Consider the following 13342-nt stretch of genomic DNA (forward strand, 5'->3'; position numbering starts at 1 on the left):
CTGAAAGTGTGCCACGCCTTCTAGTGGGACAGTCATTTAATTTATCTGGAGAGCAATATGGGCTTTTCTCAGGCGGTCAGTGGTTTAAACGCTGCATCTAATAATCTGGATGTAATTGGTAATAACATTGCAAACTCCGCAACCGTCGGTTTTAAATCGGGTACGGTTTCTTTTGCTGACATGTTCGCGGGTTCGAAAGTCGGTATGGGTACTAAAGTCGCTTCGGTAATGCAGGATTTTAGCAACGGCACCATTACCAGCAGTTCACGTGATTTGGATATTGCCATTAATGGTAATGGTTTCTTTCGTATGCAGGATACCAATGGCAGTATCTACTATAGCCGTAATGGTCAATTTACCCTTGATGGCAGCCGCAATATCATTAACATGCAGGGTATGCAGCTAACCGGATATCCGGCAACGGGTACGCCTCCGACAGTTCAGCAAGGCGCTAATCCGGTAGCATTAAGCATTCCGGAAAATACCATGGCGGCGAAAGCGACCACCACGGCTTCAATGCTTGCCAATCTGAACTCATCTGATAGTGCCAATACCTGGAATCCTGCTGACCCAACTAATACGTCCAACTACAAAGGTTCTATTACAACCTATGATAGTCTGGGAAATGCGCATGATTTCGCTTTATATTTTGTGAAAAGCAGTACTGCCAACACGTGGGATGTCTACGCACAGGACACCAGTATCGCTGGGGCCGCTTTTCAGGCACCAGCCACGCTGACTTTTAGCTCCAGTGGTGCGCTGACCAGTACTACACCCGCTACCTGGAATATTAATCTGGATACGTTGAATGGTTCTGCAGCAAGCACCTTTACAATGTCTTTCGCTGGTAGTGTGCAGCAGAACAGTGGTTCCAACAGTACAAAAACGCCGACACAGGATGGGTATGCGCCAGGTGACCTGACGGGATACAGCATCAGTGATGATGGCACTATCCTTGGATCTTACTCTAACCAGAAAACCCAGACGCTGGGGCAAATTGCGTTGGCAAGTTTTGCTAACCCAGAAGGCCTGTCTCCTCAGGGTGATAACGTATGGTCTGCCACTGATAATTCCGGACAGGCGGTGGTCAATCTGGCCGGGACGGGCAACGTTGGTAAATTGGTAGGTAAAGCTACCGAGAGCTCTAACGTCGATCTCAGTAAAGAACTGGTCAATATGATCGTCGCTCAGCGTAACTACCAGTCCAACGCGCAAACCATTAAAACGCAAGATTCGATTCTGCAAACACTGGTTAGCTTGCGTTAATCATCGTAACGGGGATATTGCATGGATCACGCTATTTACACAGCCATGGGTGCAGCAAGCCAGACGTTGGAGCAGCAAGCGATCACGGCCAACAACATGGCAAACGTATCGACACCGGGCTTTCGTGCTCAGTTGTCAGCCCTGCGAGCGGTACCAGTACAAGGGGTGACTAACCCAACGCGCACGTTGGTTGTCGCATCTACACCTGGTGCAGATACTACTCCGGGAGCGATGGATTATACCGGTCGTGCAATGGATGTTGCATTATCTCAGGATGGCTGGTTGGCTGTTCAGGCTGCAGATGGCAGTGAGGCATATACCCGTAACGGTAATATGGAAATCGACGCGAATGGGCAGTTGACCATTCAAGGACATTTGGTTATTGGGGATGGTGGTGGGCCCATTGAGGTCCCCCCCCAGTCGCAGATTACCATTGGTCCTGATGGTACGATTACCGCGCTGAATCCGAGTGATGCACCAAATACTATTGCACAGATTGGACATCTCAAGTTGGTAAAGGCGACGGGTAGCGAAGTTGTTCGTGGTGATGATGGCTTATTCCGTGTATCACCTGCTGTGCAGCAGCAGCGAGGCACTGTACTGCAGAATGATGACACTATGCGTGTGATGGCAGGTGTGTTGGAAGGAAGTAACGTCAATGCGGTTGAGACGATGGTTGACATGATTTCTAACTCACGACGCTTTGAGATGCAGATGAAAGTAATTAGTAGTGTTGATGAAAATTCACAACGTGCTAATCAAATATTGGCAATGAGTTAAGCGCCATCGCGCATTAGGAGTGATTCGATGATTCGTTCTTTATGGATTGCTAAAACCGGCCTGAATGCTCAGCAAACCAATATGGATGTTATATCCAACAACCTGGCAAACGTCAGTACTAACGGTTTTAAGCGTCAGCGTGCGGTGTTTGAAGATTTGATGTATCAAACTATCCGGCAGCCAGGGGCACAGTCTTCTGAGCAAACAGTTCTGCCGTCGGGATTGCAGCTGGGTACAGGGGTTCGGCCAGTTGCTACCGAGCGTATTCATACGCAAGGCAGTTTTTCTGAAACGGGTAACGTTAAAGATTTGGCTATCAAGGGTCAGGGCTTTTTCCAGGTGTTGATGCCAGATGGCACAACTTCTTATACCCGTGATGGTTCTTTCCAACTGGATTCTAATGGGCAACTGGTAACGTCCAGCGGTTTTACGGTTCAGCCCGCCATTACTATACCGGCGAATGCAACCAACTTAACGGTTGGACGTGATGGTGTGGTTTCGGTGACACAACAGGGACAAACGGCAACCACACAGGTGGGGCAGTTGACCTTGGCCACCTTTATTAATGACAGTGGTTTGGAAAGTCTTGGCGAAAACTTGTATGCGGAAACGGGCAGTTCAGGCGCACCAACACAAAGCACTCCAGGATTGAACGGTGCTGGTCTGATCTATCAGAAATATGTTGAGACATCGAACGTTAACGTGGCTGAGGAACTGGTTTCTATGATTCAGACCCAGCGTGCTTACGAAATCAATAGCAAGGCAATTTCAACAACCGACCAGATGCTACAGAAGTTAACTCAGTTGTAATTGATCATTAGTGATGTAGCAGGAGGTAGTGAACCCGACATCCTGGCTGGCAACAAGCTTATTGGGTTCACCACTTGGATTATCAAGATGTTGATATATTTTACATGTAAGGCGATATCCGTAGTGATGATGAATGCAAAGTCGGTTGTGTTTCAACAGTTACGCCGGTCTCGTTTGCCGGTATTAATCGTAACGTTAGCACTCAGCGGTTGCGCCTATATTCCACATGATAAGGTCGTGAAGGGTCCGACAACTGCACAACCTTCGCCGCCGACAATGGCGATCCCTGACGGTGCCATCTTTCAGTCCGGTCAGGCGATGAACTATGGTTACCAACCTATGTTTGAAGACCGGCGTCCACGAAATGTCGGTGATACGTTAACTATTGTGCTACAGGAAAATGTTAGCGCCAGTAAAAACTCCTCGGCAAATGCCAGCCGTGGAGGGTCATCATCCTTTGGTATGACAGTGACGCCACGATTGCTTGAAGGGCCGCTGGGGAATAGTCGTGCTGCATTTGATGGCAGTGGAAAAAATGATTTTACGGGTAAAGGTGGTGCCAGTGCCAATAACACCTTTAGCGGCACCATTACTGTTACTGTCGACCGAGTATTGGCTAACGGTAATATCCATGTCGTCGGCGAAAAACAGATTGCTATTAACCAGGGAACGGAATTTATTCGCTTTGCCGGTGTGGTTAACCCAAGAACCATCAGCGGTAGCAACACCGTTGCTTCTACCCAGGTTGCGGATGCGCGTATCGAATATGTCGGAAACGGCTATATCAATGAGGCGCAAAATATGGGATGGCTACAACGGTTCTTCCTTAATGTATCTCCGTTCTAAGATTATGAGGCGCACGATGCGGATTATTTCATTTTTTACCGTGCTGTTTGCCCTGTCGGCGATAGTAGCTACTCCTGCTTCAGCAGAGCGTATTCGTGACCTGGTCAGTATCCAGGGTGTGCGCGACAATGCCCTTATTGGGTATGGTTTGGTGGTAGGTCTGGACGGTTCCGGTGACCAGACCACACAAACTCCTTTTACGACCCAGAGTCTGAGCAACATGCTTTCCCAACTGGGAATCACTTTGCCTACAGGCACGAATATGCAGTTGAAAAACGTTGCGGCCGTGATGGTTACGGCAAAACTGCCGCCCTTTGCCCGTTCTGGGCAGGCCATTGATGTTGTGGTTTCCTCGTTAGGGAATGCTAAAAGTCTGCGTGGTGGTACGCTTTTGATGACCCCACTGAAAGGGGTGGATAATCAAACATATGCAATTGCTCAAGGAAATGTGCTGATTGGCGGTGCGGGTGCGGCAGCGGGTGGTAGTAGTGTCCAGGTCAACCAATTGGCAGGTGGACGTATCAGTAACGGTGCGACCATAGAGCGTGAGTTGCCTAGCACCTTTGGAGCCAGCAATGTCATCACGTTGCAATTGAATCAGGATGATTTCACGATGGCGCAGAGTATTAGTGATGCCATTAATCGTCGTGGTCTTGGCGGCATTGCCACCCCGCTGGATTCCAGAACGATCCGTGTGGTCGTGCCTCAGGGGAACAGCTCCCAGGTTAGATTCCTGGCTGATATGGAAAATATCGAGGTTAATGTAGGTACGCTGGATGCTAAGGTTATTATCAACTCGCGCACTGGATCTGTGGTGATGAATCGTAACGTTCAATTGGAAAACTGTGCCGTCGCACAAGGCAATCTGTCTGTGACGATTAACCAACAATCGAACGTCAGTCAGCCAAATACGCCGCTGGCAGGTGGGCAAACGGTGGTGACACCACAGACGAATATTTCTCTGCGTCAAGAAGGTGGAGCGCTACAGCGAGTGAATTCCAGTGCCAATCTGAACAGTGTCATCAGAGCATTAAATTCTCTTGGGGCTACATCCATGGATTTGATGTCTATCCTCCAGGCGATGGAAAGTGCAGGGTGTTTACGGGCTAAACTGGAAATCATCTAATGAACGATATTCAGACATTAGGCAATGCCGCCTATGACGCGCAATCACTGAATTCACTGAAGCGGGAGGTTTCAGATAACCCGCACAGTAAAGAAGGGATCCGGGCTGTTGCCAAGCAAATGGAAGGCGTTTTTGTACAGATGATGATGAAGAGTATGCGTGCGGCATTACCGCAGGATGGGCTGTTCGATAATGATCAGACGCGTATGTTGACATCACTGTATGACCAACAAATTGCTCAGCAGGTATCAAGTGGTAAAGGTCTGGGGTTGGCCGATCTCATGGTTAAGCAGATGTCTGGACAAGGGATTGCTGGCACGAGTACTGGCATGGGCGCTAATCCAGTTCCATTCGAGTTTGGTAGTGATCTGGTGCGCAATATGCCGTTATCTACTGTGGAGCAAATGATACGTAAAGCCGTGCCAAAATTTGCAGATAACAGTGCACAATTACCACTAAGCAGCACCAATTTTATCTCCCGCCTCTCTGCACCTGCACAGCTTGTCAGCGAGCAAAGCGGTATTCCGCATCACTTAATTGTGGCCCAGGCTGCTTTGGAGTCAGGTTGGGGAAAACACGAAATACCGACGGCCGACGGACAGTCCAGCCATAACATCTTCGGCATCAAGGCAGGTAGTAATTGGGATGGTCCTGTAACAGAAATCACCACGACTGAATATGAACAAGGTGTGGCTAAAAAGGTTAAGGCAAAATTCCGCGTTTATAACTCGTATCTGGAAGCGATCAGCGATTATGTGAAACTACTAACGCAGAATCCGCGTTATGCCGATGTCGTTAATGCTGCGACCGCTGAACAAGGGGCAATGGCGTTACAGCAAGCAGGTTATGCTACCGATCCTGGTTATGCGAAAAAACTGGTGAATATGATTCAACAGATGAAAAGTACCGGTGAAAAAGCTGTCAAAGCTTATACGCATGATCTGAGCAGGATATTTTAAATTATCTTCAAGTTTTAGTTTTGCCAGCCGATAACAACAGTAAGTATTAGGGTGGTTTGTGCACGACTAACCCCTATTTAATAATGCACTGCTCCGCGAATGTGTAAAAGGAACTCCGCATGTCTAATTTAATTAATACCGCGATGAGTGGGTTAAGTGCTGCACAGGCGGCACTTAGTACAGTCAGTAACAACATCAGTAATCAGGCGGTAACGGGTTATAATCGTCAGAATGCACTTTTTGCACAAGCCGTTGGTACCGACACTTCGGCAGGTTATATCGGTAATGGTGCGAATGTAATAAGCATTAATCGTGAGTATAACGATTTTATTGCAGCACAGCTCCGTTCCGCAGAAATGCAGAGTAGTACTACTTCAACGTATTATGATCAGATTTCCAAAATCGATAACCTGTTGGCTGATAGTACAACCAGCCTGTCCTCGACGTTGCAAGATTTTTTCCAAAATCTCCAGAACCTGACCAGTAATTCTGGTGACTCCTCCGTTCGTCAAACTGTATTGGGTAAAGCTCAAGGGTTGGTAAACCAGTTTAAAGTGACGGACAACTATCTGCGTGATATGGACAACGGAATAAATAGTCAAATCAGCAGTACCGTTCAGCAGATCAATACTTATTCCAGTCAGATTGCTGATCTTAATAATCAAATTATGCGCCTCAAAGGTGCAAATGGCGGAGATGAACCGAATGCTCTGCTCGATCAGCGAGATAAATTAGTTAGCGACCTGAATAAGCTTGTTGGTGTTGATGTTACTGTGCAGGATGGCTCCGTTTATAACGTATCATTAAAAAACGGGTTGAATTTAGTACAAGGAACACGCAGCAACAATTTAGTAGCGATGAGTTCCAGCAGTGATCCAGGTCGTACAACAGTAGGATATAACGATAGAATTGCTGGTGTTTCTGAAATTAATGAAAAAACACTAACTGGCGGATCTTTGTCAGGATTGTTGACTTTTCGTACTGAAACTCTCGATAGCGCACGCAATCAACTAGGACAGATGGCACTGGCATTTGCTGATGCTTTTAATGCTCAGCATAGAGCTGGGTATGATATGAATGGTGCGCAGGGGGGCGATTTTTTTGCTGTTGGTGGTTCGAATGTGCTGAAAAATGATAAAAATACATCCACAACAGAAATAACGTCTTCTTATGCCAGTGATAAATATTCACTCCAATTTGACGGTTCCAATTGGAATATCACGCGCTCTGATAGCTCACTTGCTGCAACCTTTCCATCGGGTACGACTGCACTGAAGTTCGATGGTTTCGAGCTTGATGTAGCAGGGACACCTGCTACTGGTGATGCATATAACTTTTCAGTATCTCCAGGGGTTTCTGACATTACACAAACATCCAGTGGTACTGCTGGTGCTTCACTTGCCAGAAATGATGATAACTACATCAAGGCCAGTGATTATTCAGTGAAATTTATGGGACCAAACCCGCAGGACTGGAAGATTACACGACTGTCAGATAACGCCGATCTTTCATCTTCCGCTAACTACACGGCGGCAAGTGGTTCAACACCAGCCAGTTTGGTGTTTGATGGCATGAAGCTTGATATTACAGGTACACCCGCTGTCAAAGATTCATTTACTGTAAAAAGTGTTACTGATGTTGTGGCGAATATGTCGGTTAAAATTACCGATTCTAATGCTATTGCAGCTGCAGGGGCACCTATTACATCATCTGACGGCGGTGTAGGTGATAATAATAATGCCAAGGCACTTTTGGATTTACAAACGAAAAAGATTATCGAGGACAAGTCTACGGTCAGCGGTGCATATGCCAGTTTGGTCGGTGATATCGGTAATAAAACCAACACAACCAAGATTAATAGTACGTCTCAGCAGAATGTAGTGAAACAATTGACCGCTGAACAGCAATCTGTTTCAGGTGTTAATTTGGATGAAGAGTATGGTGAATTGATGCGATTTCAGCAGTATTACCAGGCTAATGCACAGATTATCCAGACCGCAGCCACGATTTTTAGCACCTTGATTGGTATTCGTAGTTAATTAATCACCGCCTGGAAAGGGGAATATATACCATGCGCCTGAGCACCAGCATGATTTACCAGCAAAATATGCAAGGCATTACTGATGGATTGTCTGCTTGGCAAAAAACCGGTAATCAACTTTCAACAAACAAGCGTGTTATCAATCCTTCAGATGATCCCGTTGCTGCCTCTCAGGCTGTTATGGTTCGTCAGGCTCAGTCTCAAAATCAGCAATACACATTGGCGCGTACATTTGCTAAACAGAATATGCAGCTTGAGTCTTCTATCCTGGACAGCGTAAATACGGCGATTACCAGTGCAAGTAGTGAGGTTATCAGCGGTGGTGGTGTGAAAAGTGATGATGACCGTAACTCTGTGGCTCTGACGCTTCAAGCGTTGAAAGATCAACTTCTTAATCTGGCCAATACGACAGATGGCAATGGTAACTTTATTTTTGGCGGCTATAAGACGGATTCCAAGCCTTTTGTCACCGATGCATCAGGTACGGTGAGTTATGCTGGGGGAACACAGCCTATTTCTCAGCAGGTTGATGCCAGCCGTTCGATGAATGTGAGCCATACAGGTAACCAGGTATTCAGTGGTGTGACTGGAGATGCTGTAAAAGAGCCGGATGGCGTCACTGTTCAATCCGATTTATTCCAGACCCTGGATATCGCTATTGCTGCATTAAAAAAGCCATATAATAATGCCAGTGATGCAGATAAAGCGCTAATTGATGCGGATCTTGCCAAAGCAAACCGAGGATTACGTAACTCGCTGAATAATGTCTCTGCGGTTAATTCTGAATTGGGTATACAGTTAAACGAAATTGATTCGCTTGATAGCCTTGGCGCAGATCGTGATATGAATAATAAAAATGAACTCAGTGCTTTGGTTGATGCTGATATTGTATCAGTCACATCAACATATCTGATGCAGCAGCAATCACTGCAGGCGGCCTATAAAGCATTCACAAATATGCAAGGATTGTCACTGTTTCAGATTAATAAATAATAGGCTAACCCAACTAAGCCACTAGAATTTTCTGGTGGTACATGCTTCGGATACGCTTAAACCGGGCGTATTCTTTAGGCATGTCATCTTTAATATAAAGAAGATGACATGCCATTTTTTGTGTTCCACATAATAAGATCTGCCCTCAGCTTCGTTTCCTCGCCATTCTTTTATATTCTATCTGTACTTAGTCTTTAATTAATCATCAGGCCATCAGAAACTCTACTATAGTTCACGTTGGCATTTTACTCAGTATCTCGGCGAGTAAGTCGAACACTTCCCCGAAAAGCTTTTCCGCATAAGGGGAAATCAGCAATATTAAAAAACCAACGGTGATAATGCCAGAGAGTAACGTAATAGGAAAACCTATTACGAAGATGGTTAGCTGTGGTGCCATTCGGCTTAAAAAGCCTAAAGTCATATTAATGGTTAATAGCAGAGTAATAAGTGGTAATGCTAACATTAAACCGTGTGAGAATATTAACCCTCCGGCTTTTGCTAATGCTAGAAATGCATTGCTATTAACTGGAGTGGCGCTGATCGGAAGAGTATGAAAGCTGTCAGCCAATAAGGAAATTAACCACAAGTGCCCATTAAAAGTGAGAAACAACAAAATGGCCAATAAATTCATGAGGCGGGAGATAACCGGCATATTCGGTCCGCCAGAAGGATCGAAAAATGTTGCGAACGATAACCCCATCTGTAGACCAATTATTTCACCAGAAAGTCTGATGGCAGCAAACGCTAACTGCATGGATAACCCTAAAGCAGTACCAATCAATATTTGCTGCATGAGTAGCCATACTCCAGCTGCAGAAAGAATGGGCGTATTGTTTGGCGGTAGATAAGGGGCAACAAGAATAGTAATAAACAGCGCTAAACCGACTTTTACACGTCGACTTACGGATCGTTCATTAAATATAGGTGCTGTGCTGAGGAGAGCGAGGATCCTCACCAAAGGCCAAAAGAACTGGTTAAGCCAGCTCATTATGTCAGCACTGTTAAACGTGAGCATGCCTATCCGATAATATGAGGTAGTTGGCTAAATAAAGTACGCATATAGTCGAGCATGAGATTCAACATCCAAGGACCTGCAATAACGAGAGTAAGAAATACTGTGAGCACTTTAGGAATAAAAGAAAGTGTCATCTCATTAATCTGAGTTGCGGCCTGAAGTAAACTGATAATCAAGCCACTGAATAGTGCGGCAAGGAGAGGTGGTGCAGCCAGCGCCAGGGCTATCTTCATCGCTTCATATCCCATCGCCATGATGGATTCGGGTGTCATATACTATTCCTCTATGAAGCTTTGGATGTTTGATATAAGCATTATGTGCTAACTGTAAAAACTTTGCGCTAGCGAACCCAGCAATAATTGCCAGCCATCTACTAAAACAAAAAGCATTAGCTTAAAAGGAAGAGATATCGTGGCTGGAGGAACCATCATCATCCCGAGTGCCATTAACACGCTGGCGACAACCAAGTCAATTATCAGAAAAGGAATGAATATCGTAAATCCGATTTGGAATGCTGTTTTTAACTCACTGGTGACATACGCAGGAACCAAAACCCGCATAGGTACCGATTCAGGGCCTTCCAGTGAAGGAATTTCTGCCAGCCGGGTGAACAGTGCCAAATCAGTTTCTCTTGTTTGTCTCAGCATAAACTCACGTAAAGGTTTAGCACCTTTATCGATAGCCACCTCCATATTGATTTTATTCTCGCTAAAGGGGAGATAGGCATCTTGATAGATGCGGTTTAATACTGGTGACATGATGAAAAACGTCAGAAAAAGGCTCAGTCCGAGAAGTACCTGATTAGGTGGCGCTGTTGGTGTGCCGAGTGCATTTCTCAGTAAGCTTAATACGATAATGATACGGGTGAAACTGGTCATCAGTAGTAATACTGATGGTATGAAAGTCAGCGAAGTGAGGAATACCAGCGTTTGTATCGGTAAAGACCAGCTTTGCCCACCGTTAGCAAGCGGTTGACTGACAATACTCGGTAACTGTGCCCAAACAGTTGGCGTAATAAAAAGAAAAACGAAGGCTAATGGATAACATAAAAAACGAAACTGTATATGGGAAAAGGAGGTTAACAACCGTGAGACGATGTTCATTCCGATTTTTCCGGACGTTTAGTGATTTTTTGTAAGAGTTGGCGAAAGTCAACTGACTTGATTTGGACTGTCGATGAACTATTGGCAATAGGTTGTGCGGGCATTGTATGTAGCTTGGTGATTTGTTGTGCTGTCACACCTAACACAAGCCATGTATTCTCAACTTCAACAATGACTATACGTTCACGCTGACCAACCGGGCAACTCGAAACCACTTTCATCATATGGTTATGCCTGGACTGGGGAGCTAAACCCAGTTTGCGAACCAACCAGGCAATAAACAGGATTAAAAGTAATACACCACCCAGCACACTACTGACTTGTGTCAGCAGTGTGCTGCCGGTCAATGGAGACTCAGCCACAGCGATTGTTGATTGCTGTGTCGTCAGCGTGGGCTGTTGCTGAGTTGGCATTAGCGGCTCAGTCTGCGCATACGCTCAGAAGGCGTTATGATATCAGTGATACGTACACCATACTTGTCCGAAACCACAACGACTTCACCTTGGGCAATGAGATAGCCGTTGATCATAATATCCAACGGTTCACCAGCCAAACCATCAAGAGCGACTACAGAACCTTGAGATAACCGTAGCAGTTCTTTGATTGTCATTTTAGTACGACCTAATTCGACCGTTAGCTTGACGGGAATATCCAAGATAAGATCAATATCCTGCATTCCACCCAGATTATCCTGCGCATCAAGCGTTTTAAAAATTCCGTCAGTGCTGGCACTTTTTTCTTTTTCTACTGACTGTTGCTCGTTAAATGCATCAGCCCACAGATCGTCTACAGAATCCTTTTCTTCAGACGGTTTCTTGGTGTCATTCATCGGGCTGTTCCTCGTTATTCAGAGAATTCAAAATAGGGTTAATCAAATGTTCAACACGCAAAGCATACTGCCCGTTTAAAGTGCCGTATTGGCAGGTTAGAACAGGGACACCGTCAACATGGGCAATTAGGCGGTCGGGTTTATCTATGGATAGGACATCGCCAGGCTTAAGTTTTAAAACTTTAGATAAGCGCAAGGGAATGTCTGTAAAATTTGCTACCAATTCCAATTCAGAATGCTGGACTTGTTTAGCCAGGGTTTCACGCCAGTTTTGGTCTTCCTGCCTGGAGTTCTCAAGAGGAGGATTCGCCAGCAATTCACGTAGGGGCTCGATCATCGAGAACGGAATACAAATGCTGAACTCACCTGTCAGTGTACCGATTTCCACATGAAATGGTGTGGTGACCACGATATCATTAGGTGATGTTGTGATATTGGTAAACTTAACCTGCATTTCAGAGCGGACGTACTCAACATCAAGTTTGTAAATGGCGTTCCAGGCTTCACCATAAGCCTCCAATGCCAGCTTCAACATTCGTCTTACTACTCGTTGTTCCGTATGTGTAAATTCACGGCCCTCAACTTTGGTGGGAAAACGTCCGTCGCCACCAAAAAGGTTGTCGACAGCAATGAATACCAGACTTGGTGAGAAAACGAACAGCGCTGTGCCGCGCAAGGGCTTCAGATGTATCAGATTTAGGTTTGTAGGTACCGGGAGATTACGCGCGAAATCATGATAAGGCTGGATTTTAATTGCACCTACTGTGATGTCAGGACTACGGCGTAATAAATTGAACAACCCCATACGAAACTGGCGAGCAAAACGTTCGTTAATGATTTCCAGTGCCTGCAAACGCTCGCGAATAACGCGACGTTGCGTGTTAGGATCATAAGGTTTAACGTCGCCGACACCGGCGTCGCTTTTTGCTGGCGTAGTGGTATCAGCAGTGCTGTCACCACTATCACCGTTTAACAGTGCATCAATTTCTGCTTGTGAAAGAATGCTGTCGCCCATAATGATTACCGCAAGATAAAGGCAGTGAACAAGACATCAGTTACCACCTGGTTTGGCTGGCCGGGGACCAGCGGTGGACTCAGCACCTGTTTAATATCTTCAATCAGTTTTTGCTTACCTTGTTCTTTAGACAAAACAGTCGCATCCTGACGTGAGAGTAACAATAACAATCTACTGCGCACTTCCGGTAGATAACTGATTAGCTTGGCGCGGGTAGCTTCATCCGGGAGACGTAATGTGAAGCCGATATATAACACGCGATCCAGGTTGTTATCGGGACTCGTCAGATTAACAGTAAATGTATCCAAAGGCATAAAGACCGGCTTTGGCGGCGGCGGTGGTGTTTGTACTGTAGCTTCAGCGTTTTTCAGATGTAAAAACCACCAACTTGCCCCTGCGGCAGCAGTTGCAGCAAGTGCAATTATAATCAACAATATCAGCCAGATGGAACGTCTACGTCCCGACTGAGCTTTTTTACCATTCGTAGCCAATGATAGGTCCTGTTACTTATCGATACTTAGCTGTGAATACATCACAGCTAAATTAATGCGTAATATTA

15 protein-coding genes are annotated in these 13342 nt (G+C 45.7%); 8 read left to right on the plus strand and 7 right to left on the minus strand.

Annotation, left to right across the window (positions count from 1 at the left end):
- The first annotated feature begins 57 nt into the window (after positions 1–57).
- From flgE to flgL, 8 genes are all read left to right on the plus strand, one after another.
- Positions 58–1266, plus strand: coding sequence for a flagellar hook protein FlgE (gene flgE / locus CWC46_RS11445; protein ID WP_021016445.1), 1209 nt, complete (start codon positions 58–60; stop codon positions 1264–1266).
- 21 nt (positions 1267–1287) lie between these two features.
- Positions 1288–2046 carry a flagellar basal body rod protein FlgF gene (locus CWC46_RS11450; protein WP_021016444.1) on the plus strand — a complete coding sequence of 253 codons (759 nt, stop codon included), beginning with the start codon at positions 1288–1290 and terminating at the stop codon, positions 2044–2046.
- A gap of 27 nt (positions 2047–2073) precedes the next feature.
- Positions 2074–2856: a flagellar basal-body rod protein FlgG gene (gene flgG, locus CWC46_RS11455; protein WP_021016443.1), complete on the plus strand. Its 783-nt coding sequence runs from the start codon at positions 2074–2076 to the stop codon at positions 2854–2856.
- A gap of 129 nt (positions 2857–2985) precedes the next feature.
- Positions 2986–3702: a flagellar basal body L-ring protein FlgH gene (locus CWC46_RS11460; RefSeq protein ID WP_037382091.1), complete on the plus strand. Its 717-nt coding sequence runs from the start codon at positions 2986–2988 to the stop codon at positions 3700–3702.
- A 16-nt stretch (positions 3703–3718) separates the two neighbouring features.
- On the plus strand, positions 3719–4828 hold the full coding sequence (locus tag CWC46_RS11465; RefSeq protein WP_021016441.1) for a flagellar basal body P-ring protein FlgI: 1110 nt from the start codon (positions 3719–3721) through the stop codon (positions 4826–4828).
- On the plus strand, positions 4828–5787 hold the full coding sequence (flgJ, locus tag CWC46_RS11470) for a flagellar assembly peptidoglycan hydrolase FlgJ (RefSeq protein WP_021016440.1): 960 nt from the start codon (positions 4828–4830) through the stop codon (positions 5785–5787). The genes CWC46_RS11465 and flgJ overlap by 1 nt, the downstream gene beginning before the upstream one ends.
- Positions 5788–5906: 119 nt before the next feature.
- Positions 5907–7826 (plus strand): flagellar hook-associated protein FlgK, encoded by a 1920-nt coding sequence (gene flgK, locus CWC46_RS11475; RefSeq protein ID WP_021016439.1) that lies wholly within the window; start codon positions 5907–5909, stop codon positions 7824–7826.
- Between the two features lie 32 nt (positions 7827–7858).
- Entirely contained in the window at positions 7859–8821 is a 963-nt protein-coding gene (flgL, locus tag CWC46_RS11480) for a flagellar hook-associated protein FlgL (protein WP_021016438.1), read from the plus strand.
- Between the two features lie 232 nt (positions 8822–9053).
- Here the strand turns inward: flgL and fliR are convergent, their stop codons facing one another.
- Genes fliR through fliL form a run of 7 tightly spaced genes read right to left on the minus strand, consistent with a single transcriptional unit; the run spans position 9054 to position 13274 of the window.
- The gene (gene fliR / locus CWC46_RS11485; RefSeq protein ID WP_021016437.1) at positions 9054–9836 is read right to left on the minus strand and encodes a flagellar biosynthetic protein FliR; all 783 of its coding nucleotides are present in this window, start codon (positions 9834–9836) and stop codon (positions 9054–9056) included.
- Positions 9837–9838: 2 nt separating this feature from the next.
- Positions 9839–10108 (minus strand): flagellar biosynthesis protein FliQ, encoded by a 270-nt coding sequence (gene fliQ, locus CWC46_RS11490; RefSeq protein WP_021016436.1) that lies wholly within the window; start codon positions 10106–10108, stop codon positions 9839–9841.
- A 48-nt stretch (positions 10109–10156) separates the two neighbouring features.
- Positions 10157–10939, minus strand: a complete 783-nt coding sequence (gene fliP, locus CWC46_RS11495; RefSeq protein ID WP_021016435.1) for a flagellar type III secretion system pore protein FliP — start codon at positions 10937–10939, stop codon at positions 10157–10159.
- Positions 10936–11352 (minus strand): flagellar biosynthetic protein FliO, encoded by a 417-nt coding sequence (gene fliO, locus CWC46_RS11500; protein ID WP_021016434.1) that lies wholly within the window; start codon positions 11350–11352, stop codon positions 10936–10938. Before fliO ends, fliP begins: the two co-directional genes overlap by 4 nt.
- Positions 11352–11768 (minus strand): flagellar motor switch protein FliN, encoded by a 417-nt coding sequence (fliN, locus tag CWC46_RS11505; RefSeq protein ID WP_021016433.1) that lies wholly within the window; start codon positions 11766–11768, stop codon positions 11352–11354. The genes fliO and fliN overlap by 1 nt, the downstream gene beginning before the upstream one ends.
- A complete protein-coding gene (gene fliM / locus CWC46_RS11510) occupies positions 11761–12783 on the minus strand; it encodes a flagellar motor switch protein FliM (RefSeq protein ID WP_021016432.1) in 1023 nt (340 codons plus the stop codon). The genes fliN and fliM overlap by 8 nt, the downstream gene beginning before the upstream one ends.
- 5 nt (positions 12784–12788) lie before the next feature.
- Positions 12789–13274, minus strand: coding sequence for a flagellar basal body-associated protein FliL (fliL, locus tag CWC46_RS11515; RefSeq protein ID WP_021016431.1), 486 nt, complete (start codon positions 13272–13274; stop codon positions 12789–12791).
- Between the last annotated feature and the right edge of the window lie 68 nt (positions 13275–13342).

Source organism: Prodigiosinella confusarubida, from assembly GCF_002847015.1.
Lineage (GTDB): Bacteria > Pseudomonadota > Gammaproteobacteria > Enterobacterales > Enterobacteriaceae > Prodigiosinella > Prodigiosinella aquatilis.